General features: G+C 61.5%; 20 protein-coding genes. 11 read left to right on the top strand and 9 right to left on the bottom strand.

Features of this window, described 5'->3' with window-relative positions:
- Positions 1-7: 7 nt before the first annotated feature.
- On the top strand, positions 8-601 hold the full coding sequence (locus tag AB1462_RS20965; RefSeq protein WP_367247840.1) for a TetR/AcrR family transcriptional regulator: 594 nt from the start codon (positions 8-10) through the stop codon (positions 599-601).
- A 153-nt stretch (positions 602-754) separates the two neighbouring features.
- Here the strand turns inward: AB1462_RS20965 and AB1462_RS20960 are convergent, their stop codons facing one another.
- Both AB1462_RS20960 and AB1462_RS20955 read right to left on the bottom strand, forming a co-directional pair.
- Complete coding sequence (locus AB1462_RS20960; protein ID WP_367247839.1) at positions 755-1,420, bottom strand: GNAT family N-acetyltransferase; 666 nt, start codon at positions 1,418-1,420, stop codon at positions 755-757.
- A 56-nt stretch (positions 1,421-1,476) separates the two neighbouring features.
- Complete coding sequence (locus AB1462_RS20955) at positions 1,477-2,361, bottom strand: LysR family transcriptional regulator (protein WP_367247838.1); 885 nt, start codon at positions 2,359-2,361, stop codon at positions 1,477-1,479.
- A gap of 113 nt (positions 2,362-2,474) precedes the next feature.
- Between AB1462_RS20955 and AB1462_RS20950 the strand changes: the two genes are divergently transcribed.
- From AB1462_RS20950 to AB1462_RS20940, 3 genes are all read left to right on the top strand, one after another.
- Positions 2,475-3,683, top strand: a complete 1,209-nt coding sequence (locus AB1462_RS20950) for an MFS transporter (RefSeq protein WP_367247837.1) — start codon at positions 2,475-2,477, stop codon at positions 3,681-3,683.
- Between the two features lie 81 nt (positions 3,684-3,764).
- The gene (locus tag AB1462_RS20945; protein ID WP_090405035.1) at positions 3,765-4,616 is read left to right on the top strand and encodes a CAP domain-containing protein; all 852 of its coding nucleotides are present in this window, start codon (positions 3,765-3,767) and stop codon (positions 4,614-4,616) included.
- A gap of 171 nt (positions 4,617-4,787) precedes the next feature.
- Positions 4,788-6,974, top strand: coding sequence for a GAF domain-containing protein (locus AB1462_RS20940; RefSeq protein ID WP_367247836.1), 2,187 nt, complete (start codon positions 4,788-4,790; stop codon positions 6,972-6,974).
- A gap of 8 nt (positions 6,975-6,982) precedes the next feature.
- Here the strand turns inward: AB1462_RS20940 and AB1462_RS20935 are convergent, their stop codons facing one another.
- From AB1462_RS20935 to AB1462_RS20920, 4 genes are all read right to left on the bottom strand, one after another.
- Positions 6,983-8,152 (bottom strand): GGDEF domain-containing protein, encoded by a 1,170-nt coding sequence (locus AB1462_RS20935; protein ID WP_367247834.1) that lies wholly within the window; start codon positions 8,150-8,152, stop codon positions 6,983-6,985.
- A gap of 51 nt (positions 8,153-8,203) precedes the next feature.
- A complete protein-coding gene (gene glgB, locus AB1462_RS20930; protein ID WP_367247833.1) occupies positions 8,204-10,441 on the bottom strand; it encodes a 1,4-alpha-glucan branching protein GlgB in 2,238 nt (745 codons plus the stop codon).
- The gene (gene treS, locus AB1462_RS20925; protein ID WP_090405048.1) at positions 10,438-13,785 is read right to left on the bottom strand and encodes a maltose alpha-D-glucosyltransferase; all 3,348 of its coding nucleotides are present in this window, start codon (positions 13,783-13,785) and stop codon (positions 10,438-10,440) included. The genes glgB and treS overlap by 4 nt, the downstream gene beginning before the upstream one ends.
- Before the next feature lie 153 nt (positions 13,786-13,938).
- A complete protein-coding gene (locus AB1462_RS20920; RefSeq protein WP_367247832.1) occupies positions 13,939-15,927 on the bottom strand; it encodes an alpha-1,4-glucan--maltose-1-phosphate maltosyltransferase in 1,989 nt (662 codons plus the stop codon).
- Positions 15,928-16,132: 205 nt separating this feature from the next.
- Here AB1462_RS20920 and AB1462_RS20915 point away from each other — a divergent pair, with 205 nt between their 5' ends.
- Positions 16,133-16,309, top strand: a complete 177-nt coding sequence (locus tag AB1462_RS20915) for a hypothetical protein (RefSeq protein WP_259193771.1) — start codon at positions 16,133-16,135, stop codon at positions 16,307-16,309.
- On the opposite strand, the gene AB1462_RS20910 is transcribed toward AB1462_RS20915, so the two are convergent.
- Positions 16,287-16,778, bottom strand: coding sequence for an MgtC/SapB family protein (locus AB1462_RS20910; RefSeq protein ID WP_090405057.1), 492 nt, complete (start codon positions 16,776-16,778; stop codon positions 16,287-16,289). The genes AB1462_RS20915 and AB1462_RS20910 overlap by 23 nt on opposite strands.
- Before the next feature lie 120 nt (positions 16,779-16,898).
- On the opposite strand from AB1462_RS20910, the gene AB1462_RS20905 reads away from it, so the two are divergent.
- From AB1462_RS20905 to AB1462_RS20890, 4 genes are all read left to right on the top strand, one after another.
- Positions 16,899-17,138, top strand: coding sequence for a DUF3203 family protein (locus tag AB1462_RS20905; RefSeq protein ID WP_090405060.1), 240 nt, complete (start codon positions 16,899-16,901; stop codon positions 17,136-17,138).
- A gap of 184 nt (positions 17,139-17,322) precedes the next feature.
- Positions 17,323-18,729, top strand: a complete 1,407-nt coding sequence (gene ccoG, locus AB1462_RS20900) for a cytochrome c oxidase accessory protein CcoG (RefSeq protein WP_090405063.1) — start codon at positions 17,323-17,325, stop codon at positions 18,727-18,729.
- 20 nt (positions 18,730-18,749) lie between these two features.
- Positions 18,750-20,159 (top strand): GntR family transcriptional regulator MpaR, encoded by a 1,410-nt coding sequence (gene mapR, locus AB1462_RS20895; protein ID WP_259193773.1) that lies wholly within the window; start codon positions 18,750-18,752, stop codon positions 20,157-20,159.
- Between the two features lie 254 nt (positions 20,160-20,413).
- Positions 20,414-20,719, top strand: coding sequence for a hypothetical protein (locus tag AB1462_RS20890; RefSeq protein WP_367247830.1), 306 nt, complete (start codon positions 20,414-20,416; stop codon positions 20,717-20,719).
- A gap of 12 nt (positions 20,720-20,731) precedes the next feature.
- Here the strand turns inward: AB1462_RS20890 and AB1462_RS20885 are convergent, their stop codons facing one another.
- Positions 20,732-21,478 carry an SDR family oxidoreductase gene (locus tag AB1462_RS20885; RefSeq protein WP_090405071.1) on the bottom strand — a complete coding sequence of 249 codons (747 nt, stop codon included), beginning with the start codon at positions 21,476-21,478 and terminating at the stop codon, positions 20,732-20,734.
- Positions 21,479-21,538: 60 nt separating this feature from the next.
- On the bottom strand, positions 21,539-23,635 hold the full coding sequence (locus tag AB1462_RS20880; RefSeq protein ID WP_367247829.1) for a putative bifunctional diguanylate cyclase/phosphodiesterase: 2,097 nt from the start codon (positions 23,633-23,635) through the stop codon (positions 21,539-21,541).
- Positions 23,636-23,887: 252 nt separating this feature from the next.
- On the opposite strand from AB1462_RS20880, the gene AB1462_RS20875 reads away from it, so the two are divergent.
- Positions 23,888-24,811: an NAD synthetase gene (locus tag AB1462_RS20875; protein WP_090405077.1), complete on the top strand. Its 924-nt coding sequence runs from the start codon at positions 23,888-23,890 to the stop codon at positions 24,809-24,811.
- Positions 24,804-25,271 (top strand): hypothetical protein, encoded by a 468-nt coding sequence (locus AB1462_RS20870; protein ID WP_090405080.1) that lies wholly within the window; start codon positions 24,804-24,806, stop codon positions 25,269-25,271. Before AB1462_RS20875 ends, AB1462_RS20870 begins: the two co-directional genes overlap by 8 nt.
- The last annotated feature ends 1 nt before the right edge of the window (position 25,272 follow it).

The following is a 25,272-nucleotide window of genomic DNA, read 5'->3' as shown; positions in this document are numbered from 1 at the left end:
TATAAGCATGTCAAGCCCCGAATCCCCTGCCCCACGCCGTCGCCTGTCCCGTGAAGATCGTCTGCGCCAATTATTGGAGGCGGCCTGGCAGCTGGTGCGCGAGGAAGGCACCGAAGCCCTGACCCTGGGCCGCCTGGCGGAACTGGCAGGCGTCACCAAGCCGGTGGTCTACGACCATTTCGTCACCCGCGCCGGGCTGCTCGCCGCGCTGTATGAAGACTTCGACGGGCGCCAGACCCAGGTGTTTGCCGAGGCCCTCGACGCCAGCAGCGCGACCTTGGAAGAACGCGCCGGGGTGATTGCCTCGTGTTATGTCGATTGTGTGTTATTGCAGGGCCGGGAAATTCCGGGGGTGATTGCGGCACTGAGCAGCTCGCCGGAGCTGGAAGCGCTCAAGCGTAAATACGAGGCGATCTTTCTCGACAAATGCCGCGCCGCGCTGGCGCCCTTTGGCCAGGTATCACAGGCAGGATTACGGGCTATGCTGGGGGCGGCGGAAGCGTTGTCCCATGCTGCGGCCAGTGGCGAAATCAGCCGTGAAGAGGCGCAAGAGGAACTATTGGCAACCATCCTGGCGATGGTCAACCGCGCACGGCGCTGAAGACTGAAGACTGAAGAAGCTTCTGTGGCGAGCGGGCTTGCCCCGCGTTGGAGTGCGCAGCGCTCCCGTTTTTTTGGGGCCGCTACGCAGCCCAACGCGGGGCAAGCCCGCTCGCCACAACAAGCCAACTCGGCACAAGTGCAGGCACGCAGGCTAACGCCCTGCCACAAACAACTGGACCTTGCGCGCCAGGTGATCCAGGTGCCGATCGCGCTGTTTCTCGGCATCCACCATCGCCCGCTTGCCGTGTTTTTGCAGCAGGTAGGTATGGATCTGCCGTACCTCCAGCGAGCTGTAGATCGGCGCCACGTCCAACACCCCCATCAAGCCGTCGGTGCCGTAGTCGCGCGTATTCATCAGCACCTGGGTGCCCCGCGCACCACGCATTTGAAAGCCCATGGCCTCAAAGGCCGGCACCTTCTCCACGGCACACGCCAACTCGGCATGGGGATAGCGCGCCAGCACGTCCGCTATCATCCCGCGCGCCACGCCCTGGCGTCGGAAACCCGCCTGCACCGCCATAAAGGCGATGCCACAGGCTTCAGGATCATCTTTCACCGGCAGGTACAGGCAAAAGCCAATCACCTGTTCCTCAACCATCGCCACGCTCAGTTCAACGGCAATCCCCTTCGACCCGCCCACTGCCTCCAGGTACAGGTGCACCTCAAAGCCGATGGCGTATTGGTAGATGTTGTAGAGCACGTTGCTCGGCGGCAGCGCGACGCTGCTGATGTCGGTGAGGTTATCCACCACCATCTGCAGGATCTGCGCATTGATGGGCTCGGGGCACGGTGTGGTGTAGCGGGTAAGGCTGAACATGCAGATTCCTGGGGTTTCGCGTCAAGACAGCGGCGATTGTACCTGTTGCAGGCCGCTCATTGCCCGCACACCTCACGCAAGCATCCGCGCAACCAGCGGTGAGCCAGGTCGGCATCCAGACGCGGATGCCAGAGCATCGCCACGGTGAAGGGTGGCAGTCTCAGCGGCAACGCGAAGCTATGCAGGCCTTCGCGCTGGTGGGCGGTATAGCGTTCGGGCACGCTGGCGATCAGGTCGGTGTCGCGGGCCAGGGCAATGGCCGTGGCGAACCCGGCGACGATGGTGCTGATCTGCCGGGTGAGGCCCAACGCCTGCAAGGCATCGTCGACCTGGCCGCGCGCCCGCCCACGGCGGGACACGTAGACATGCCGACCTTCGGCGAAACGCTGGACACTCACCTCGCCCTGGCTGAGCGGATGGCCGCTGCGTACCACGCCCACCAGGCGGTCGCGGAACAGCGCCTGGGTCAGCACTTCGGGGCTGGCGGTGGGATCCACCACGCCGGTCTCCAGGTCGACGCTGCCCTCGCGCAGCAGCGTGCTGTCCTTGTCGGTTCTGCTCACGAAACGCAGGCGTACGCCGGGCGCCTCGCGTGCGATGCGCGCCAGCAACGCGGGGCCGAAGTTCTCCACGAATTCTTCGCTGGTGCGCAAGGTGAAGGTGCGCGCCACCTGGGCCAGGTCCAGGGATTGGGCCGGGCGCAGCACCGCGTGGGCATCCTGCACCAGGCGGCTGACCTGCTCACGCAACGCCAGCGCGCGCGGCGTCGGCACCAGCCCGCGCCCCGCGCGCACCAATAGCGGATCGCCGGTGGTTTCACGCAGGCGCGCCAGCGCACGGCTCATGGCCGAGGGGCTCAACTGCAAGCGTTTCGCCGCGCGGGCGACACTGCCTTCGGCCAGCAAGACATCCAGGGTGATCAGCAAATTGAGATCGGGCATCGGCGCTCCTTATCAGGCGTTTGACGCAGGTATTAACTGCAAACCCTGCGTCTTCCGCCATGTTAGGCGACGTCGTAGATTTGTGACAGTTGCCTTCACCCAAGGAATTATCCATGCACACCTCTTCACGCGGCGGCCTTGCCAGCCTGTCCCTGTCCATGTTGCTCGCCTCCCTCGGCACCAGCATCGCCAATGTCGGCCTGCCCAGCCTGGTACAGGCGTTCGATGCGTCGTTTCATGCAGTGCAGTGGGTGGTGCTCGCTTACCTGATGGCGATCACGGCAGTGCTTGTCATGGCTGGCCGAATGGGTGATCGCCTGGGCCGTCGCCGGCTGTTGCTCGGCGGGCTGCTGTTGTTTGCGCTGGGCAGTGGGTTGTGTGCGGGCGCGCCCTCGCTGGGCTGGCTGATTGCCGCACGCCTCCTGCAGGGCTTGGGCGCGGCGAGCATGATGGCAATGGCGCTGGGGATGGTCGGCGACACGGTGCCCAAGGAGCGCACTGGCCGGGTGATGGGCCTGCTGGGCACGATGTCAGCCGTCGGCACCGCCATGGGGCCCAGCGCGGGAGGTTTCTTGCTCAGTGTGTGGGGCTGGCGCGCACTGTTTCTGGTGGGCATGCCCCTGGGGTTACTCACCGCTGGCCTCGCGTGGCGCTATTTGCCGGTTGGTCGGCGCCACGTGGGGTTACCTTCCAGCTTCTGGTTGCCCTTGAAGGAAGCACCATTGCGCACGGGTCTGGCGATGAGTGCCTTGGTGGCGGCGGTGATCATGGCGACCTTTGTGGTCGGCCCGTTCTACCTGTCCCAGGGGCTGGGGCTTGACCCGCAATGGATGGGCCTGGCCATGGCCGTCGGGCCTTGTGTCGCGGCGCTCAGCGGTGTACCGGCGGGTCGCCTCACCGACCACCAGGGCTGGCACGCCATGACGTTCGCCGGGTTGGGCATCCTGCTTTGCGGCGCCTTGTTATTGTCGTTGGCCTCGGGATTGATCGCCTACCTTGGGGGGCTGGTGATTCTGACGGCGGGCTATAGCCTGTTCCAGGCCGCCAACAACACTGCGGTGATGTGCGATGTAGACAGTGCGCGCCGAGGCTCGGTCGCAGGCTTGCTCAACCTGTCACGCACTATCGGGCTGATCTTCGGTACCTCGGCCCTCGGGGCTGTGTTCGCCTGGGTAACCCCGGATGGCACCCACGCCACCGCGCAATCCGTGGCCAGCGGCCTGCATGCGACGTTCTCCGTCGCCGTGGGCTTGATTCTGCTGGCCACCGCGATGGCAACGGGCCGCATCCGCGCCGTGAATACCCCGCAGAATACCCGTTGAGGCAAAAAAACAAAAAAGGCGTTGCGCCAGACGGGGTTACATCGCGCATCATGGGCACTTTCAAGCTCAAGGGTAACGTCCATGCGCGTTCTGTCATTGATGATGGGTCTTACGACGCTGGCCGCCAGTACGGTGTTCTGCGCCAGCGCGATGGCGAATGAAGAAAGTCAGTTGGTGCAACAGATCAATGAGTACCGCAGCCAGCTGCAGCGCTGCGGCGACCAGGGTTCCCAGGAACTGCCACCGTTGTCCAGCGACACCCGGCTGGTGCTGCCAGCCAATAACGTCGGCGATCTGCAGCAGGCGCTGGCCCGGGCGGCATACCCGATGGTCAACGTGCAGGCCATCAGCCTGTCCGGTCCCAAGGACGCCCAGGCGGCCATGAAAGCCGTGCGCGAGAGTTTCTGTCGGGTGGTGCTGGACCCGCAATTCGTCGACATCGGCGTGAGCAACAACGGCCAGGACTGGCGCATCGTGCTGGCCCGCCCGTTGCTGTCCAGCGGCCTGGGCGATTGGCAAACCGAAGGCAGGAAACTGCTGGACCTAATCAATGCCGCCCGCACACAACCGCGCCAATGCGGCACGCAGGCGTTTACCGCGACCACGCCATTGTCGTGGAACGAGGAGCTGGCCGGGGCCGCCAACAGCCACACACGCAACATGGCCAACGGCAATTTCTTCGACCATCTGGACCACGACGGCCGCACGCCTGGCGACCGCGCCGAACTGGCCGGGTATATCGCGAAGAACATCGGCGAAAACATCGCCGCCGGCCTGGACACCCCACGCAAGGTGGTCGACGGCTGGCTCGCCAGTCCAGGTCATTGCGCCAACCTGATGAACCCGCAATTTCGCGAATTGGGCGCAGCTTATGCCATGGACCCGAAGAGCGATGCGGGCATTTACTGGACCGGTTTATTCGGCACGCAATAGGGATAGGGCCACCGCCCAATTGCACTGAATTCTACCGGCTCAAACAAATGAAGCATCAAATTGCCATCTAACCGATAATTACGCTGAACTGGCAGCGTTCAACCGGGTCTGTAGCTCTGCGCCACACACTGGAATGCCCGCTGTGACTCTGGAAAACAAGGTGCTCCCTCAATGATGAATTGGCTGCAAAGCAGCAGCGAAATGGCCGAGCGGGTGCGCCAGCATCACTGGGCCGATACACCTCTCGGCCCGCTGGAGCAGTGGCCGGACGTTTTGAAGACCACGGTCGCGCTGTGCTTTGCCTCAAGCTTTCCCCAGGCTATTGTCTGGGGGCCGCAGTTGATCACCCTCTACAACGACGCGTTTATTCCGATCCTGGGCAATAAGCCCTATCCCCTCGGACGTCCCTTCAGCGAGATATGGAGCGAGGTGTGGGACGAGGTCAGCCCCATCGCCGACGCGGCGTTCCAAGGGCACGCCACCTATATCGAAAACTTCCCCCTGGTGATTGAACGCGGCCAGGCGCGGGAACAGGCGTACTTCACCTTCTGCTACAGCCCGATTCGCGACCCCAAAGGCAAGGTGGTCGGTATGCTCGACACCGTCACTGAAACCACCGCGACGGTGTTCCTCGCCCGACGCCTGGCGGTACTGGACACCATCGGCAACGCAGTGGTCAACGCCGCCGATGCCGAAGCCATCATGACCAGCACCACCCAACTGCTGGCCGAACACCTGCAGGTGAGCAATTGCGCCTACGCCGACATGGACGCCGATGAAGACGGCTTTACCATTCGCGACAATTGGACCGCCCCCGGTTCACCCAGCATCATTGGCCGCTACAGCCTGGCGGCGTTCGGCGAGAAGGCCGTCAAATGCCTGCGGGCCGGCGAGCCGCTGGTGATCCAGGACAATCTGCGCGAACTGCCGCCCGAAGAGTCCGCCAGCTTCCAGGCCCTGGGGGTGACCGCCACGATCTGCATGCCGCTGATCAAGAACGGGCGCCTGACCGCCCTGATGGCCGTCCACGACAAAACCGCGCGCCCCTGGTCACCGTACGACCTGGCCTTGCTGCGGGAAGTCACCGAGCGTTCCTGGGCTCATATCGAACGCGTGCGCGCCGATGCCGACGTACGTGAAGGCCTGGCGGCGTATGCCGAGCTGAACACCACCCTGGAACAACGCGTCGAAGAGCGCACCCTGGCGCTGGTTCAGGCCGAAGCCGCACTGCGCCAGTCGCAGAAACTCGAGGCCATCGGCCAATTGACCGGTGGTGTGGCCCATGACTTCAACAACCTGCTGACGATCATTCGCTCGTCAGTGGACTTTTTGCGTCAGCCAGGCCTGTCGGAAGACCGCCGCCAGCGCTACATGGGCGCCGTGGCAGATACGGTAGAGCGGGCCAGCAAGCTGACCAGCCAGTTGCTCGCCTTTGCTCGTCGCCAGCCGCTTAACCCGGAAGTCTTCGACGTGGGCCAGCGGGTGCAGAACATCGGCGAGATGCTCGAGAGCGTGACCGGTGCGCGTATTCGTGTGCATGTCGAGATGCCGCAGCGAGCCTGTTTCGCGCGTATCGATGCCAGCCAGTTCGAGACCGCACTGATCAACATCGCCCTCAATGCACGGGACGCGATGGAGGGCCAGGGCACCCTGACCCTGCGGGTCACCGGCGAACAGCCGTTACCGCACATCCGTGGCGACGCCGGGTCACACAAAGCGTATATCGCCATTGCGCTCGCCGATACCGGCCCCGGTATTCCCGCCGAGACCGTCGAACGCATTTTCGAACCGTTCTTTACGACCAAGGCGGTGGGTAAAGGCACCGGCCTGGGCCTGTCGCAAGTCTTCGGGTTTGTGAAGCAGTCGGGGGGCAATATCGATGTGGCCAGCACGCCCGGTGAAGGCAGCGTGTTCACCTTGTATCTGCCCCAGGTCGAAGCCGAGGCATTGCTGCAAAACAGCCCTCAGGAAACGCCGGCCTCGTCCCACGACACCACGCAGTGCCGAGTGCTGATCGTGGAGGACAACCTGGAAGTCGGGCGGTTTGCCAGCCAGATTCTTCAAGACCTGGGTTACCAGGCCACCTGGGCGACCGATGCCGAACAAGCCCTGATCCTCGTGGGCCATGATGGGATGGCCTTCGATGTGATTTTCTCGGACGTGGTCATGCCCGGCATCACCGGTGTCGCCATGGCCAAGCTGCTGCGCCAGCGCCGGCCGGACCTGCCCGTGGTGTTGACCTCGGGCTACAGCGAAGAGCTGGCAGACAGCGGCTATGAGGGTTTCGAGTTCCTGCCCAAGCCTTACTCTGCCGAGCAGGTTTCGCGGGTATTGATCAAGGCCATGCTCAAGGATTGAGCAGCGCCCTACTCCTGCGCCACGGCCACCTGGTTGCGGCCCAGCGCCTTGGCCCGGTAGAGCGCTTTGTCCGCGCTGTTCATCAGGCCGTGCAAGTCCTCATCCACGGCCTGGGTAAACGCCAGCCCAAGGCTGGCTGAAAGCCCCTTGACCGGCTCGGCGGCCAAGCCGGATATAGTCTTGATCAGACCCTCGGCAATATCCCGAGCGGTTTCCAACGAGGTATTGGGCAACAACACGGCAAACTCTTCGCCGCCCAAGCGACCATAGACATCGGCCTTGCGGAACGACGCACTGATCACCCCGCCAATCTGGCGCAATACCTGATCGCCGGCCTGATGCCCGTAGGTGTCATTGATTTGCTTGAAGTGGTCCATGTCCATCATCAGCGCACACAGCGGCTGCTGGTTGTGACGGCATTGCGCGTGCAGCAATTGGGCATGTTCGAAAAACGCCCGGCGGTTCATCAGGCCGGTCAGCTCATCGGTCTGTGCGGCACGGGTCGAGATGTTGTGGGCACGTTCCATTTGCCGGGTAAGGCGAAAGGCTTTTTCCAAAGCATCGGACAACTTGCGCGTGGCACTGACCACAAACGTGGAAAACACCAGGACCGCGATAGCGATGCCCACCTGCATGGATGTCGGCTGGAACAGCAGCCACAGGGTGCACGGCAGCAGCACCAGGCCGATGGACACCAGGGTCATGTAGCGATAGGCCGAATAACACGAAACGGCGCTGACCGACATCCCCACGGTGAACAGCATGACCAGCGCCTGGGATAACCGATCATCCGTGGGCATCAGCGCGAATGCCCCTGCGCCCCAAATGGTCGCGGACAGCACCAGCGTGATCCAGTAACGGCGCTCCCAGCGGTCCGGCGTACGTTCGCTGTTGGGGCAGCGGAACCAGTCCAGGAACATCTTCACCCGCAGCAGCGACGACGCGCCCAGCAGCAGCAGCCACACCAGCATGAACGTGTGGTCGAAGCGCTCCCAGCACAGCCAGCAGAGCATGGCCGCCGCCATGTAGCTGCCGAAAATGGCCGTAAATGACTGGCGAAACAACTGGTGCAAACGGTCGGTTCGCACCTGCGCCTCTATAAAGCAATCCTGGTCCTGCTCACGCTCAAGGCCATTCATGAAGTTCGCCTGATTCGACTGCCATGACAAAGGCGCCATTGTGGCACCCTGCCACTAGCGTGGACAACTGAATCCAGCAGGGTAGAGCCTTTAACCCGCTTCGGGCCGCAAAATCAGCACCCCCAGCGGCGGCAGATTCAACGACAGCGACACCGGTTGCCCGTGGCGTGGCTCATCCTCGGTGAACACGCCACCGCCATTGCCGTAATTGGAACCCGCGTAGGTGTCTGCGTCGCTGTTGATCACCTCGCTCCAACGCCCACCGAACGGTACGCCAACTTTGTAGGCCTCACGGGGCACCGGGGTAAAGTTGGCCACCACCAGCACCGGCTTGCCATCCTTGCTCCAGCGTAGCCAGGCGTAGACGCTGTTGATCGCGTCATCGCCAATCAGCCATTGGAAGCCCTGGGGCGCGTCGTCCTGCTCGTGCAGGGCCGGCTCCTCGCGGTACAGGCGGTTCAAGTCGCCGACCAGCTTTTGCACGCCTTTGTGCTCGGCGTACTGCAGCAAGTACCAGTCCAACTGCTGGTCGTGATTCCACTCGCGCCATTGGCCGAATTCACAGCCCATGAACAGCAGTTTCTTACCCGGATGCATCCACATGAACGCCAGGTAGGCGCGCAGGTTGGCGAATTTCTGCCAGCGGTCGCCGGGCATCTTGTCGATCAGCGAGTGCTTGCCGTGCACCACTTCATCGTGGGAAATCGGCAGGATGAAACGCTCGGACCACGCATACACGAGGCCGAAGCTCAGCTCGTTATGGTGATGGGCGCGGTAGACCGGGTCTTGCTGGATGTAATGCAGCGAATCGTGCATCCAGCCCATGTTCCATTTGTAGTTGAAGCCCAGGCCGCCCTGTTGGGTGGGCTGGCTGACGCCGGGCCAGGCGGTGGACTCTTCGGCGATCACCAGCGCGCCGGGGGCTTCCAGCGCCACCACGTCATTCAAGTGGCGCAGGAAGTCGATGGCTTCCAGGTTCTCGCGACCGCCATGGCGGTTCGGCACCCATTCGCCGGCCTTGCGTGAGTAGTCGCGGTACAGCATCGACGCCACGGCATCCACGCGCAGGCCGTCAATGTGGAAGTGTTTGAGCCAATGCAGCGCCGAGGCCAGCATGAAGCCATGGACCTCAGTGCGGCCCAGGTTGTAGATCAGCGTGTCCCAATCCTGGTGGAAGCCTTCCAGCGGGTTGGCATATTCGTACAACGCAGTGCCGTCGAATTGCGCCAGGCCGTGGGTATCGGTGGGGAAATGCGCCGGCACCCAGTCGAGGATCACGCCGATGTTGGCCTGATGGAGCGCGTTGATGAAATAGGCGAAATCCTCCGGCGAGCCAAAGCGCGCAGTCGGGGCGAATTGCGACAGCGCCTGGTAACCCCACGAACCGCCGAACGGGTGTTCCATGATCGGCATCAGTTCAACGTGGGTGAAGCCCAGTTGCTGCACATACGGCACCAACCGCTCCGCCAGCTCGCGCCAGTTGTATTGGCGCGCCACTTCGCCCGCCTCGTCCAGCTCGCACTGCCAGGAGCCGACATGCAGCTCGTAGATCGACAAAGGCGCCGTGGTCTTCTGCCGCTCGACCCGCGATTGCATCCACTCATGGTCCTGCCAGTCCACCTGCAACGGCGCGGCGACTTTCGAGGCGGTGTCGGGTGGCAGCTGGGTCGCCAGTGCCATGGGGTCGGCCTTGAGAGGCAGAATGCCATTGGCGCCGAGAATTTCGTACTTGTAGGCGACGCCAGGTTGCAGGCGCGGAATGAAGATTTCCCACACGCCCGACGGATGCCGCAGACGCATCGGGTGGCGGCGGCCGTCCCAGATATTGAAGTCCCCCACAACAGAGACCCGCCGCGCATTCGGCGCCCAAACGGCAAAACGCACGCCGTCTACGCCATCGACACTGGTCACCTGGGCCCCCAGGCAACTGCTGAGGTCGCGGTGGTTGCCTTCGGCAAACAGATACAGGTCCATCTCACCCAGCAACAATTGCTGGAAGCTGTAAGGGTCTTCGGTGATCTGCTCACCGCCGGCCCACTGGATTTTCAGCTCGTACGCCTGGCGGGTGTTGAACTGCCCGACGAACAGACCCGGCACTTGGGTCGCATCCAGGCTGCCGATCTGTTCGCCGCCATCGCGGCTCAGCACCTGGACGCTCAAGGCTTCCGGCAGGAACGCGCGGATAAATTGCCCGCCCTGCTCGTCATCGTGTGGCCCGAGAATGGAAAACGGGTCGTGGTGCTCGGCGCGCACCAGCGCTTCGACGTCCTTGGACGCCGGCATGGCTGTCAACTTCGGTTGCAGCGGTTCTTTATTCGTAAAGCTCATGACGTCTCCCCACCGCGTGCAGTGTTCGATTTAGGTTTAATCCCGCTCAACAACCCGTGCAAGCCCTGTAGAGGCACCGGCAACCAGGTCGGACGGTTTTCCGCTTCATACGCCACTTCATACGCGGCCTTCTCCAGGCTGAACAACGTCAGCGCGGCGTCCTGGCCCTTGGCATCCTGCCAGTCATGCGCCAGTGTAGACGCAGCGGCCTGATAAGCCTGGATAAATGCCTGGCGGGCCTCTTTCAGGTAGCGATCCGTCACGCGTCTGCGCGCCTGGTCCGCTTCGGGCGAGTGATCCACTCCTTGTACGTTCAAGGCCATGGCCGCCGCGTAATCAAAGGAACGCAGCACGCCACTCACATCTTTATACGGGCTGTGCTTGCCGCGTCGTTCATGCAACGGCCGCGCCGGTTCGCCTTCAAAGTCGATCAAGTAGGCATCGCCCTTCACCACCAGCACCTGGCCCAGGTGCAAGTCACCGTGGACCCGAATGCGCAGGCCGCCCAGCGTGGCCTTCGCCAGACTTTGTACATAAGTGGCGATGGCTTTTTCCTGGGCCAGCAATTCACTGACCAGCGCCTGATCGGCAGGGTTCAATTGGCTTTGATGCAGCTTGAGCAATTGCAGGGCGCGCTGAATCTGCGCCCCGACGTCCTTGGCCCAGGCTTGGGTGTCCTTGGCGGTGGTGAGCTCGGGCTTGAAGTCGTTGTGGGTGGTTTTGGCCCCCAGCACCCCGTGCATCTCACCCAGGCGCCGGCCGAGCAGCCCGGCGAAGTCCGCCAGCTCGCCCAGTGCGTTGTAATGCTGTTCCTGTTCAGAGATGGCTTCGGCCAGCTCGTCGCGAATGGCGCGCTCCAGGTTGTTCTGGGTCCAGGCCCATGCATCGCCCTGGTTGCTCAAATAGCCTTGGGCAATCATCAACAGGTTGTCCTGGCCTGCACCATCATGGCGAATCATCGAGCCCATCAGCGGCGAGATATTCGGGTAACCCGCGGCCGTCAGGTAGGCGCTCATCTCCAGTTCCGGGTGCACCCCTGCACTGACCTTGCGGATCAGCTTGAGCACCAGGCTCTCGCCGACCACCACCGAGCTGTTGGACTGCTCGGCCGACAAATAGCGCACCTGGGACTCGTCGGTCAGTTGCAGCTTGGCCAGGTGAGGCGTGGCCTCAAAGCGCAGATCGCCTTCGCTGGTATTCAATACCGTGCCGGCCTGCAAGCCTTGGATCACCGCGCGGACAAAGTGCTCCAGGCTGAAGGCATCCGTCACCAACCCCACCTGACGTACACGCCGGACGCGGGCCAGGGCCAACTGCTGTGGCAAGGCGCTGGTGAACTGGTCTTCGCCGAGGAAGCCGAACGGTAGCTGATAGCGACTGACCTGGCCGCCGCTGCTCACGTCAATTTCGCTGAGCAGCACCGGATGCTCGGCGTCGCCAAACCGCACGCCATAGGCGATGTGCACGCTGTCGATCGCCGTGTCCTTACCGGCGAACCAGCGGCGCTTCGGCAGCCACGCCGGCAGCGAGGTGTGTTGAAGGGTGGTGCGGCACGGCTCGTCGAGCAGCTCTTCCATGCGTTTTTTCAGGACCAGGGTGGTGAAGTCCGGCATGCTTTGCGCCGGTTCCACATGCCAGCTGGGCATCTGGTTTTCCGCCGCCAGCACGAACCAATAGAAGCCATACGGCGCCAGGGTCAGCAGGAAATTCAGCTGGCCGATGGGCGGGAACGCATTGCCGCCGAGCATCTCGACCGGGACCATCCCGGCAAAGGCCGACAGGTCCAGTTCGGCAGCCTGGGCACTGCGCGAGACGTTGGCCACGCACAGGATGATTTCGGTGCGCCCGTCTTCGCCGGTGAACTCACGGGTATACGCCAGGATGCGGCGGTTGCTCGGCGAGAGCATCTTCAGGCTGCCACGCCCAAACGCCTTGGACTGCTTGCGCACAGCCAACATGCGGCGCGTCCAGTTCAGCAGCGAGTGCGGGTCCTGGGCCTGGGTTTCGACGTTGACCGACAGGTAGCCGTATTGCGGGTCCATGATCGGTGGCAGCACCAGGCTGGCCGGGTCGGCACGCGAGAAACCGCCGTTGCGGTCGATGGACCATTGCATCGGCGTGCGCACCCCATCACGGTCGCCGAGGTAGATGTTGTCGCCCATGCCGATTTCATCGCCGTAATACAGGGTCGGCGTGCCGGGCATCGACAGCAGCAGGCTGTTGAGCAGCTCGACACGGCGGCGGTCACGCTCCATCAGCGGCGCCAGGCGCCGACGAATGCCGAGGTTGATGCGCGCGCGGCGGTCAGCCGCGTAGTAGTTCCACAGGTAGTCGCGCTCTTTGTCGGTGACCATTTCCAGCGTCAGCTCATCGTGGTTGCGCAGGAAGATCGCCCATTGGCAGTTGGCGGGAATTTCCGGGGTCTGGCGCAGAATATCGGTGATGGGGAAGCGATCTTCCTGGGCCAGCGCCATGTACATGCGCGGCATCAGCGGGAAGTGGAACGCCATGTGGCATTCGTCGCCGTCATCGCCCTTGCGGTCACCAAAATACAGCTGCGTGTCTTCCGGCCACTGGTTGGCTTCGGCCAACAGCATGCGGTCGGGGTAATGGGCATCGATCTCGGCGCGAATCTGTTTGAGAACGTCGTGGGTTTCCGGCAGGTTTTCGTTGTTGGTGCCATCGCGTTCGATCAGGTACGGGATGGCGTCCAGGCGCAGGCCGTCGATGCCCATGTCCAGCCAGTAGCGCATTACCGACAGCACGGCTTTCATCACCTGCGGATTGTCGAAGTTGAGGTCCGGCTGGTGGGAATAGAAACGGTGCCAGAAGTACTGGCCGGCGACCGGGTCCCAGGTCCAGTTGGACTTTTCGGTGTCGAGGAAAATAATCCGCGTGCCGTCGTATTTCTGGTCGTCATCGGACCACACGTAAAAGTCCCGCGCCGCCGAACCCGGCTTGGCCTTGCGCGCGCGCTGGAACCAGGGGTGCTGGTCGGAGGTATGGTTGATCACCAGCTCGGTGATCACGCGCAGCCCGCGCTTGTGGGCTTCGGCGATAAAGCGCCTGGCATCGGCCATGGTCCCGTAGTCGCTGTGCACGCCACGGTATTCGGCGATGTCATAGCCGTCATCACGGCGTGGCGAGGGGTAGAACGGCAGCAGCCAGATGGTGTTGACGCCCAGGTCGGCGATGTAATCGAGCTTGGCGATCAGGCCGGGAAAGTCACCGATACCGTCGTTATTGGAGTCGAAATAGGATTTGACGTGAACCTGGTAGATCACCGCGTCCTTGTACCAGAGCGGGTCTTTGATGAAGGTGGCAGCCTTGGGTTTCTTCGCCATTGGAAACTCCTGAAATACTCAAATTCTTGCAAACTGAACTCGGTCAATGTGGGAGGGGGCTTGCCCCCGATAGCGGTCGTTCAGTTGGATACTCGATGGCTGAAACATCGCTATCGGGGGCAAGCCCCCTCCCACAGTTGATCTGCGCAAGACTTAGGAAACAGTGATGCGCCAGATCCCGAACGGCATCTGCGGCTCCAGCCGCGTCCACTGGGTCTTGCCGTACCAAGTCCAGCGGTGGCCGTTCATCAGGTCTTCGCCCTGGGTTTGCGCATCGTCCGGCAGGCCCAGTTCCCACAATGGCAACTCGAAGTGGGCTTCCTGGGCATTGAATGGGTCGAGGTTGACCGCCACCAGGATGAAGTTGCTGCCATCCTCGCTGCGTTTGCCGAAGTACAGGATGTTGTCGTTCCAGGCGTTGTAGAGCTTCAGGCCCAGGTGCGTCTGCAACGCCGGGTTTTGACGGCGGATCCGGTTGAGTTGGGCGATCTCGGCGATGATGTTGCCAGGCGCGGTGAAATCTCGAGGGCGGATCTCGTATTTCTCCGAGTCCAGGTATTCCTCTTTGCCGGGCACCGGCGCCGCTTCGCAAAGTTCAAAACCCGAATACATGCCCCACAGGCCAGAGCCCATGGTGGCCAACGCGGCGCGGATCAGGAAGCCTGGGCGCCCGGACTCGTGCAGGAAGCCTGGGTTGATGTCCGGCGTATTGACGAAGAAGTTCGGCCGGTAGCATTCGCGCCACGGCGACTCGTTCAATTGCGCCAGGTATTCACCCAACTCGGCCTTGGTGTTGCGCCAGGTGAAATAGGTATAGCTCTGGGAATAACCGACCTTGCCCAGGCGCGCCATCATCGCCGGGGTGGTGAACGCCTCGGCGAGGAAGATCACCTCGGGATGCCTTGCCCGCACATCGGCGATCAGCCACTGCCAGAACGGCAGCGGCTTGGTGTGGGGGTTGTCGACGCGAAAGGTCTTCACGCCCTCTTCCACCCAGCCCACCACGATGTCGCGCAGCTCGGTCCACAGGCCCGGGATCGCATCCGCCGCATAGAAGTCGACGTTGACAATGTCCTGGTACTTCTTCGGTGGGTTCTCGGCGTATTTGATCGTGCCGTCCGGGCGCCAGTTGAACCAGCCCGGATGTTGCTTGAGCCATGGATGGTCCTGGGAGCACTGGATGGCGAAATCCAGCGCAATCTCCAGGCCATGCTCGGCGGCGGCCTTGACCAGGCGCCGGAAGTCCTCGCGGCTGCCCAACTGCGGGTGGATCGCCTCGTGACCGCCCTCCTCGCTGCCGATGGCATACGGGCTGCCCGGATCATCGGGGCCGGCGGTGAGGGAATTATTCTTGCCCTTGCGGTGGCTGCGCCCGATCGGGTGGATCGGCGGGAAGTACAGCACGTCGAATCCCATGTCATGGATCATCGACAGGCGTGAGTGCACATCGTTGAACGTACCGTGGCGTGCCGGATCATCGGTAATCGAGCGGGGAAACAGCTCGTACCAGCTGGCAAACTGCGCCGCTTCGCGCTCCACATCCAGCGGATAGACGGTACTGATGCTCAAGTAGGCGCGGTGGTCGGCCTGGGTCATCAAGTGTGCACTGTCTTCGTGCAGAAACAGCGCGACCTGCTCGGTTTCCAGCAGGCCGGAGAGCTCGTGGTGCAGCAACATCAGGCGGTCGCGCAATTCGTTGTCACTGCGTTCGGCGGCCTGCAGCACCAGGCTGCGGCCTTCCTGCAACTCCAGGCTGACCGGCACACCGGCCTCATGCTTTTTGCGCAATTCGTAGCAGAAGCTGGCGAAGGTATCGATCCAGGCTTCGATGCAGTATTCGTGAGGGCCTTGCACGGTGACGGTAAACGCGCCTTCCCATCCATTGTTGCCCACGTCATTCATGATCACGCTGTGCCAGCTTTCTTCATGCATCGAGCGCCAGCGGATCAGGACGGCGAGCTTGTCGTGGCCGTCGGCGAATACCTTACTGGTGACATTGACCCGCTGGCCAACCACGGCCTTGACGGCAAATTCGCCGCCGTCGATCACGGGTGAGGTGCTTTCGATCGCGATCCTGGGCAGCAACAGCGCCTGGGACAGCGGCAATATGGAATCTTCTGTAGCCAGTGTTTCAGCAGTCATCGAGCATCTTCCCCTTACGCCCTGTGGACGCTCTTTGCTTGATCCGAATTCTGATGCGGCAGCGCTCTCCCCTGAGCAGGGCCGCTATAGGTCCGAGCTTGCGCCGAGGTTAAAAGTTCAGGTGGATATGCCGCCATTGGGCGGGGAATCAATTCGCATCGGCGGATGTCCACCGGTAGAGCAAAGCACAAAGGAGGCCACACCGATGAATATCCCGATCCCGGCTGAAACCCCGGACCCGAATATCGACACACCAACGCTGCCACCCACCGAGCCGACACCGATTCCCGAAAAGGAACCGCCTGAGAATGAGCCGCCGCCGGTGGAAGAACCGCCGACGACCATGCCACCGGTGATCGTCAGTCCTTCTCGAACCGCTTGACGATTTTTGGCATCACACTGAACACCGCCAACGCAAGCAAGGTACTCAGCACCGCTGTCGATTCCCGACCCAACCCGGCCGAGACCCCAATCGCAGCGGTCATCCACAAACCGGCCGCCGTGGTCAGGCCTTTGACATGCCCTTCTTCATCATCCTTGCCCTTGATGATGGTGCCGGCCCCCAGGAACCCGATCCCGGCAATCACCCCCTGCACCACGCGGCTCATGGCATCCGCCTGATTGCCGGACATCTGCGGCACCATCACAAACAGCGCCGCTCCCAAGGCCACCAGCATGTGGGTGCGCACCCCGGCGGCCTTACCCTTGCTCTCGCGTTCGAACCCTAGAATGCCGCCCAGGATCGCGGCAATCACCAGGCGCACAGTCATCTGGGTGAGCTGCCTGGCGTCGCCGATATCGGCGAATTCGGCCTGCAGGGTTTGCCACACTTCATGCCACCAAGCGTCCATGAACACTGTCCTTTGTCTTTGTTGATAAAGGATGGACAGCCGCGACCGCCAGTCAGTTGCCTTGAACCCGCCTACATCGCTGAACCCTAACCCTACATAGCCCATGAAAAGGAGATCGACATGACCATACGTATCGAAAACCAGTTGTGCTACTTCATGCTCGATGAGAACGGCCAGGAACAGAGTGTGCCGGCGACCCGGGTCAATATCGTGACCGACACCGATAAATCCATGTCTTACGTGGAACTGGCGGCCGAGCGAATCTATATCACCGAAGCCGAGGCCGACGCCCTGACGGTGGCGGGTGCCCATGATGGGCGCCAACATGTAAAGGCCGACGAACCTGGTTCGCTGATTTGATTGATCTGTATCAGCACCCGCCGGATCTGCCTGTACCCCACACGCCATGGGGTGCAGCACATTGACGCAGGCAGATCGACAACCTTCATCTGATCCGCTTTTTATCGCCATACCTGAGCCTGTTATGCAAACAGACCCACGCGCATAGTTCATCGGCCTGATGGAGGCTGATGAGCGAACGACCATGAGCGAACGAATCCCAACCGTGGAAACCTTTGAGCCTATACACCCAAAGAAGGTGAAGGCCAAATCCAGCGACAACCTGATCCATACCCGCAGTTTCACCGGCCTGTTCCGCACCTTGCGCGTGGCCGGTGCGGGCTTTCTGTTCCTGGCATTTTTCGGCACCGTGTGGCTGAACTGGGGCGGACGGCAAGCCGTGCTGTGGGACTTGGCCGAAAGCAAATTCCATATTTTTGGCGCGACTTTCTGGCCCCAGGATTTCATCCTGTTGTCGGCGCTGCTGATCATCTGCGCCTTCGGCCTGTTTGCGATCACGGTGTTCGCCGGCCGTGTGTGGTGCGGATACACTTGCCCGCAAAGTTCGTTTACCTGGCTGTTCATGTGGTGCGAAAAGATCACCGAGGGCGAGCGCAACCAACGTATCAAGCTGCAAGCGGCCCCCTGGAGCCTGGACAAACTCGCGCGGCGCTCGGCCAAACACACCTTGTGGCTGGGCATCAGTGTGCTGACAGGGCTGACGTTCGTCGGCTACTTCACGCCGATTCGTCCATTGGCCGCCGAACTGCTGACCTGGCAGATGGGCGGCGTGAGCCTGTTCTGGGTGCTGTTTTTTACCGGCGCCACCTACATCAACGCCGGTTGGCTGCGTGAAGCGGTGTGCATGCACATGTGCCCGTATGCGCGGTTCCAGAGTGTGATGTTCGATAAAGACACCCTGACCATTTCCTACGATACAGCGCGCGGCGAAAACCGTGGCCCGCGCAAACGCGAGGTCAAGCCGGCCGATGTCGGCCTGGGCGACTGTATTGACTGCCAGCTGTGCGTGCAGGTCTGCCCCACCGGCATCGACATCCGCGACGGCCTGCAAATGGAGTGCATCGGCTGCGCGGCGTGCATCGACGCCTGTGATTCGATCATGGACAAGATGGGCTATGCCCGTGGCCTGGTGAGCTATACCTCCGAGCATCAATTGCAAGGCGGCAAGGCTCACCTGCTCAGGCCACGCCTGATCGGCTACAGTGCCGTGCTGCTGGTGATGATTGCCGCGTTGGTGGTGGCACTGGTGGAGCGGCCGCTGGTGTCGCTGGATGTGACCAAGGACCGCGGCATGTTCCGCGAGAACGCCCAGGGTCTGATCGAAAACATCTACAGCCTCAAGGTCATCAACAAGACCCAGCAACGCCAGGATTACCGGGTGGAGCTGCTGGATGCCGAGGGTTTTCAACTGCAGGGCAAGACCGAGATCAGCCTGGCGCCGGGGGAAATCGTCGACATGCCGGTGTCGGTGGCGTTGCTGGCGGATAAACCGGCGAGCAGTTCGCAGACCATACGGTTCAAGGTGACGGATGTGGATGCACCGAGCATTTACAGCGTTGCCGATAGCCGATTCGTGGCGCCGCTCATCTAAAACACTTGTTTAAGGCCAACATGAAACGCTACGAAAAATTCGCCGACGACATCGCCGAACTGATCCGCTCCGGCGTCCTGGGCCCCGGCCAGCGGGTCCCCTCGGTGCGCTATGCCAGCCAGACGTATGGCGTCAGCCCGTCCACAGTGTTCCAGGCCTACTACCTGTTGGAGCGGCGCGGGTTGATCCGTGCACGGCCGCGTTCCGGCTACTTCGTCAACGCCCATGCGCCCAGCCCGTTTTCCGAGCCGGTGGTGAGCGAGCAAGTGCATGAGTCCACCGAAGTCGATGTCAGCGAATTGGTGTTCTCGGTGCTCGATTCGATCAAAGACCCCAACACCGTACCTTTCGGCTCGGCCTTCCCCAGCCCCATGCTGTTCCCGCTGCCACGCCTGGCCCGTTCCCTGGCCAGTGCCAGCCGCGAGATGGACCCGCGCATGGTGGTCACCGACATGTCGCCGGGCAACCCGCAACTGCGCCGGCAGATTGCCCTGCGCTATATGGTCGGCGGCCTGATGCTGCCCATGGAGGAGTTGCTGATCACCAACGGCGCCCTGGAAGCGTTGAACCTGTGCCTGCAAGCCGTCACCGAACCGGGCGACCTGGTGGCCATCGAGGCCCCGGCGTTTTACGCCTGCCTGCAAGTGCTGGAACGCCTGAAGCTCAAGGCGGTGGAAATCCCGGTGCACCCGCGCGACGGCATCGACCTCAACGCCCTGGCGCAAACCCTGGAGCGCTACCCGATCAAGGCCTGCTGGACCATGACCAGCTTCCAGAACCCCATGGGCGCGACGCTGCCGGAAGCGAAAAAACAGGCGCTGGTGGAACTGCTGCGCAGCCATCAGGTGCCGTTGATCGAGGACGATGTGTACGCAGAGTTGTACTACGGGCAGCAGGCCCCCAAGCCGGCCAAGGCCTTCGACACCGAAGGCCTGGTGATGCACTGCGGGTCCTTCGCCAAGAGCCTGGCGCCCGGCTATCGCGTCGGCTGGGTGGCGGCCGGGCGCTATGCGCAGAAAGTCGAGCGTTTGAAGCTGATGACCTCGCTGTGCCCCTCGATGCCGGCCCAGGCGGCGATTGCCGACTACCTGCAACACGGCGGCTATGACCGGCATTTACGCAAACTGCGGTATGCCCTGGAGGAACAGCAAAGCGCCATGCTGGCCGCCATCGTCCGCTACTTCCCGGCACAGACACGAGTCAGCCAGCCGGCCGGCGGGTATTTCCTGTGGCTGGAATTACCCGAGCAAACCGATTCGTTGAAGTTGTTCCAGATGGCACTGGCGCAAGGCATCAGCATTGCGCCGGGGCCGATCTTTTCGGCGACTCGGCGTTTCAGAAACTGTATTCGCCTGAACTACGGCAGCCCATGGACCGAGGCCTCGGAGAAGGCGATGGAGACGTTGGGACGGATTGTGCGGTCGTTCTAACGTTATCTTGAATTGAAGGCGGGAACGTATTGAGACGGGCAGCCACAGAGAAGACTCAACACACACTGTGAGAAGTTTCCATGAAGACCTGCCCGCTTCCTGCCGATGCACCTGTCCACCTAATCCCTCTCCTCGTGCCATCCCACTATATGTGCAGCGATGAGCGCCAAGACGTACGCGAGAGGCAGGGCCCCATGGGCCGTCCCGCGGGCGATCATCGATCGGCAGAAAGGATCATCGAGGGAAGCGCGGTGATGCGTCATTTCCTGGAGGGCTACGATCACTACCAGGTCGGCGATAACCTTAAAAAGCAAATCGGTGACTGGACCGAAGCCAACCCCGACCCAGAGGCCAGGGCCGACGCGGCTTATGATCTGGACCAGGTACTGCGGTTTATCGATAACGTGGACGATAGCACCTTGAAAGGCAGCGACAGGCTCAATGGGAAAGTCGATGGTTTCTCCAATTACGGCTACAGAATCCAGGACAATTCGGAAGCCGGCCTGCTCGAAAGGTTCTCCTACGCGGGATATTCCACGCTGCGTTATTTGCAGACCTGAGGGTACGCGACCTCAACGGCCCCCGCCCAAATCCAAAAACGTGCCGGTGGCATACGACGCCTTATCCGACAACAACCAGATAATCGCTTCCGCCACTTCATCCGGCCGACCGCCACGCGCCATGGGAATCCCGGACTCCAGCTTGCTGACCCGGTCCGGGTCGCCGCTCAGGGCATGGAAGTCGGTGAAGATGTAGCCGGGGCGCACCGCGTTGACGCGGATGCCCTCACCCGCCACTTCTTTGGACAAGCCGAGGGTGAAGGTGTCGAGCGCGCCCTTGGACGCCGCATAGTCGACGTACTCACCCGGCGAGCCCAGGCGCGATGCGACCGACGACACGTTGACGATACTGCCGCCCTGCCCGCCATGCTTGGGCGACATGCGCAGCACCGCGTGCTTGGCACACAGGATCGGGCCGAGCACGTTGGTCTTGAGGATATTCAGGATGCGGAACTCGGACATCTCATCCACCCGCGACTTGTGCGCCACCGTGCCGGCGTTGTTCACCAATGCGGTGACGCGGCCCAGTTCGGCGTCGACGTGATGGAACAGCGCGATCACTTCATCTTCGCTGCTTACATCAGCGCGCACCGCAATCGCCTGGGCGCCGAGGGCACGAACCTGTTCCAGCACGCTGTGGGCGGCTTTTTCATCGGAGTGGTAGTTGATGCAGATGCGATAGCCCTCGCGGGCAGCCAGCAATGCCGTCTCGGCGCCGATGCCACGGCTGCCCCCGGTGATGATGACGACTTTGTCCATGCGTGCGGTCTCCTGATCCAACGTGATGCTGATGCTTACAGTTGGATCCAATACTAACCGTCACGCACGGCTTTTGTCAGGCATCAGTGCGTCTTCGACACGTTGAATATCCGCCATGAAACCGTCAGCCGGCAGCGGGTGGCCAAGCAGGTAACCCTGCAGGGCGTTACAGCCCAGTCGCGTGAGGAAGGTCTGCTGCACATCCGTCTCTACCCCTTCGGCGACAATCCGCAGCCCCAGGGCCTGGCCGAGGGCCACGATGGCCGAGACGATGGCGGCGTCGTCGCTGTCGTGCTCCAGGTCGCGCACAAAACCGCGGTCGATCTTCAACTCGTTGGCCGGCAGGCGCTTGAGGTACATCAGGCTGGAATAGCCGGTGCCGAAATCGTCGATGGACAGGTCTACCCCCATGTCCGACAGCTGCTGCAATACCGTCATGCTCGCATCCGCATCGCTCATCGCGGTGGTCTCGGTAATCTCCAGGGTCAGGCTGTTGGCCGGCAACCGGTGCCGCGCAAGTGCGCCGGCCACGCTGTTGACCAGCCCGGCGTGGCAGAACTGCAACGCCGACAAATTCACCGCGATGCGCCAGTGTTCATAACCCTGGGCGTACCACACGCTCATTTGGCGACAGGCTTCATTGAGCACCCATTCACCGATGGGAATGATCAAGCCGGTTTTTTCCGCCAGTTCGATAAAGGTCGCCGGCAACAACAAGCCTTGTTGCGGATGCTCCCAGCGCACCAACGCTTCGGCCCCTACCGGGATGCCACTGAGCGCATCAAACTTGGGCTGGTAATAGAGACGAAATTGCTCCTGCTCAAGGGCATTGCGCAGGTCCTGCAACAACTGCAATTGCTTGCGCGCATTGGTGTTCATCGACACATCAAAGAAGCTGTAGCCGTTCTTGCCCATGCCCTTGGCGTGGTACATGGCGGCGTCGGCGTTCATCAACAGTTCCTGGGGGTCGCTCCCGTTGCCCGGGAACATCGCGATGCCGACGCTGGCGGAAATCTTCAGCTCATGCTCGGCCACCTGGAACGCACGGTTGATCAGCACCACCTGGCGCTCGGCAAGGCCGAGTGCATCATCGGGCTGCGTCAACTGCACCAGCAATACAAACTCATCACCACCAATACGCGCCAGGGTGTCGTGACTGCGCAAGTCCTCGCGCAGGCGCAGGCCGACTTCACGCAATAACTGGTCGCCCAGGTGATGGCCAAAGGCATCGTTGACCGGCTTGAAGCCGTCCAGGTCGATGAACATCAGGGCAAAGCAACCACCCTGCTCTTTTACCGCCTCGATGGCCTGTTGAATGCGATCCGCCAGCAACGTGCGGTTGGGCAGCCCGGTGAGCATGTCGTGCAGGGCCAGGTGGGTCAGTTCCTGGTTGGCCAGGGTCAGCGAGTCGGCGAGCACAGCGGTGCGCGCTTCCAGGCGAGCGTCAAGCAACGAAGTGAGCAATGCAATCGCCAGGACCGCCAGTGTCGTGACCAGTACCAGGTTATCCAGGCCCTTGCCGCTCAAGCCGTCCAGCACGGCGGCGCAGTAGCTTTCATCGGCAAAGCGTGCGGCCGCCATGCCGGTGTAATGCATGCCGACGATTGCAAAGCCCATCACCACCGCCGCACCACCACGGGCCAGGCGTACGTAAGGCGTGTTGCGGCGCAGGTTGAACGCAATCAACAGCGCGACTCCGGACGCCACCACCGCGATCAGCAACGACAGGCCAAATAGCGTGGGGTCATAGTCGATGCCCGGTGTCATGCGCATCGCGGCCATGCCGGTGTAGTGCATGCTGGCAATACCGCTGCCCATGACCAGCGCGCCAAACGCCAGTTGCCAGGCTGGTAAACGGCGTTGGCTGACCAGCCATAAAGCGAAGCCGCTGGAGAGTACCGCGATCAACAACGAGAGCGCGGTGATACCGATATCAAAGCCCAAGGCAAACGGCAGGCGCAACGCCAGCATGCCGATAAAGTGCATTGACCAGACGCCTACCCCCATCGCCATGGCCCCGCCGGCTATCCATAAATACACAGCGCGCCCCTTGGCGGTCGCAATGCGGCCGGTGAGGTCCAGGGCGGTGTAGGAAGCGAGGATCGCGACAAACAGCGAGATCGCGACCAGCGAGGGGGAATAGCTACCGATAAGCATGGGACTTCTCGTGGGCAACGGACCCGAAACGCCCGTGCCAATTGGCAAAGCGGGCGATTGTAGCGAGAATAATTCTTGGACAGTTGATTAATTGCCAGAGGGCCATTAGTGACAATTTGACGTCAATTCACCGACTCAAAAGCATCAGATAACTGGCAGGCATGATCCTACAAAACATAGCGAACGGCCTGACATAAAAACCGGGAACTATTCCCCAGGCTCTTTCACCTCTATCGACTCACCGGTGAAAGGATGCCAAGCGATTTCCTGCGTAGCGGTGTGCCGGATGCACACTCCACCACCCGTCAACGACTCATGAGTCTGTTGGACCTGCCCGAACTCTATCGAACCATCGACGCCGACCCCGGCATCGTTGGTGCTGGAGTGGTGCATATCGGCAGCGACTATCAGGTAACAGTGTTACGAGAGTTTGTGCCGCTGTGCAGTATCAAGCCCAAACGGGTGATTTTGCGCGAGGCGGCCGGGCCTATTAAGACTGCCGACGAATATGCAGAACTGGCGGCAAATTCCCCGCGTGAATCACAGCTATGGAAGGAGGCATCGGGGATGGCAATTTCCTGCGGCGGAGCTGTGATTAGCTACATCGTGGCGAAAACGGGTATTGCGGCAGCGCCATTTACCCTAGGTGCGAGCCTCGTATTGACCTACATCGCTTTTGTCGGGACAGCGGCCAGTGGGGCACAGTGTTTGAACAGTTTATGGAGGACCCGAAACGAGCTAATCAATCCAGCCCTGAATGATCACTACGACACGTTAAGGTGGTATCAGGCAACGACGCTTGCCTTAGACGGCATCTCACTTGTGGGAGCAGGCTCCAGCAGCTTCGCTGCGGTCAAATCAGTGTTGGCCATACGGCGTTCGACGGGGCGCCACATGACGGACATCCTGCGGTCCATGAGCCGTCAGGAACGGGCAACGTTAACGGACGAAATCCTGCGGCTTAAAAATCCCCGCCATCCATTCGAAATCGTCCGGCTGAAACAGCTGGCCGGGGAGTTACCCAAACGGTATAGCAATCTACAATTACGCCAGGACATCCTCACTCAAATCAAAGATCAAATCGGAGCGACCCTCTCGGTTACTGGCAGCGCGCTGTCAGGGAATATCAGCCACATGATTATTGCCCTGTATGAGGAGTTCGACAGCCATGACTGATTACACCGAGCGTCTGCGCGAGTATCGAATATGGCGCCGTTACGCCTATCGATTCTTGCCGTCGTTCGGCGGTGCTCTATTGCTTAGTCTCAACAATATCGCCGCCAACATGTCACTTAGCCTGGCGTACTACGCAGAAATCCATCACTTGCCCAATGAATATGCTTTTGCGACCGGCATGACGCTTTGCCTAGTTTTTAACGTTGGGCAAATAATGCTATGCCAAGGGTTTCGTTATGCGCCCCGAGTACTCATGCTCGTGGCAATCGTGAATATTCTATTGGCGACCGGTTATCTCGCCAGTCACCCACCTACACTGCTCAACCTATCCACGCTCATCTCGGCCTTGATCTATGTCCTGGTCCTCAACTCAAAAAACCACCGCCGCTACACCGGCATGTTGCGGGTCAAGCGTCGGCGCAAGCTCAGGGCCCTCAGCCAGGTCAAGGCCCCCATTTGAC

Source organism: Pseudomonas sp. SB113 (genome assembly GCF_040754745.1).
Classification (GTDB): domain Bacteria; phylum Pseudomonadota; class Gammaproteobacteria; order Pseudomonadales; family Pseudomonadaceae; genus Aquipseudomonas; species Aquipseudomonas grimontii.
The sequence above is the reverse complement of the archived record's forward strand: the minus strand, read 5'-3'. Positions and strand labels throughout refer to the sequence as shown.

What these genes read in the sequence shown, in the direction of transcription:
- AB1462_RS20965 (WP_367247840.1), top strand. Translation starts at nt 8, where the DNA reads ATGTCAAGCCCCGAATCCCCTGCCCCACGCCGTCGCCTGTCCCGTGAA.
- AB1462_RS20960 (WP_367247839.1), bottom strand. Translation starts at nt 1,420, where the DNA reads ATGTTCAGCCTTACCCGCTACACCACACCGTGCCCCGAGCCCATCAAT.
- AB1462_RS20955 (WP_367247838.1), bottom strand. Translation starts at nt 2,361, where the DNA reads ATGCCCGATCTCAATTTGCTGATCACCCTGGATGTCTTGCTGGCCGAA.
- AB1462_RS20950 (WP_367247837.1), top strand. Translation starts at nt 2,475, where the DNA reads ATGCACACCTCTTCACGCGGCGGCCTTGCCAGCCTGTCCCTGTCCATG.
- AB1462_RS20945 (WP_090405035.1), top strand. Translation starts at nt 3,765, where the DNA reads ATGCGCGTTCTGTCATTGATGATGGGTCTTACGACGCTGGCCGCCAGT.
- AB1462_RS20940 (WP_367247836.1), top strand. Translation starts at nt 4,788, where the DNA reads ATGATGAATTGGCTGCAAAGCAGCAGCGAAATGGCCGAGCGGGTGCGC.
- AB1462_RS20935 (WP_367247834.1), bottom strand. Translation starts at nt 8,152, where the DNA reads ATGGCGCCTTTGTCATGGCAGTCGAATCAGGCGAACTTCATGAATGGC.
- glgB (WP_367247833.1), bottom strand. Translation starts at nt 10,441, where the DNA reads ATGAGCTTTACGAATAAAGAACCGCTGCAACCGAAGTTGACAGCCATG.
- treS (WP_090405048.1), bottom strand. Translation starts at nt 13,785, where the DNA reads ATGGCGAAGAAACCCAAGGCTGCCACCTTCATCAAAGACCCGCTCTGG.
- AB1462_RS20920 (WP_367247832.1), bottom strand. Translation starts at nt 15,927, where the DNA reads ATGACTGCTGAAACACTGGCTACAGAAGATTCCATATTGCCGCTGTCC.
- AB1462_RS20915 (WP_259193771.1), top strand. Translation starts at nt 16,133, where the DNA reads ATGAATATCCCGATCCCGGCTGAAACCCCGGACCCGAATATCGACACA.
- AB1462_RS20910 (WP_090405057.1), bottom strand. Translation starts at nt 16,778, where the DNA reads ATGGACGCTTGGTGGCATGAAGTGTGGCAAACCCTGCAGGCCGAATTC.
- AB1462_RS20905 (WP_090405060.1), top strand. Translation starts at nt 16,899, where the DNA reads ATGACCATACGTATCGAAAACCAGTTGTGCTACTTCATGCTCGATGAG.
- ccoG (WP_090405063.1), top strand. Translation starts at nt 17,323, where the DNA reads ATGAGCGAACGAATCCCAACCGTGGAAACCTTTGAGCCTATACACCCA.
- mapR (WP_259193773.1), top strand. Translation starts at nt 18,750, where the DNA reads ATGAAACGCTACGAAAAATTCGCCGACGACATCGCCGAACTGATCCGC.
- AB1462_RS20890 (WP_367247830.1), top strand. Translation starts at nt 20,414, where the DNA reads ATGCGTCATTTCCTGGAGGGCTACGATCACTACCAGGTCGGCGATAAC.
- AB1462_RS20885 (WP_090405071.1), bottom strand. Translation starts at nt 21,478, where the DNA reads ATGGACAAAGTCGTCATCATCACCGGGGGCAGCCGTGGCATCGGCGCC.
- AB1462_RS20880 (WP_367247829.1), bottom strand. Translation starts at nt 23,635, where the DNA reads ATGCTTATCGGTAGCTATTCCCCCTCGCTGGTCGCGATCTCGCTGTTT.
- AB1462_RS20875 (WP_090405077.1), top strand. Translation starts at nt 23,888, where the DNA reads ATGCCAAGCGATTTCCTGCGTAGCGGTGTGCCGGATGCACACTCCACC.
- AB1462_RS20870 (WP_090405080.1), top strand. Translation starts at nt 24,804, where the DNA reads ATGACTGATTACACCGAGCGTCTGCGCGAGTATCGAATATGGCGCCGT.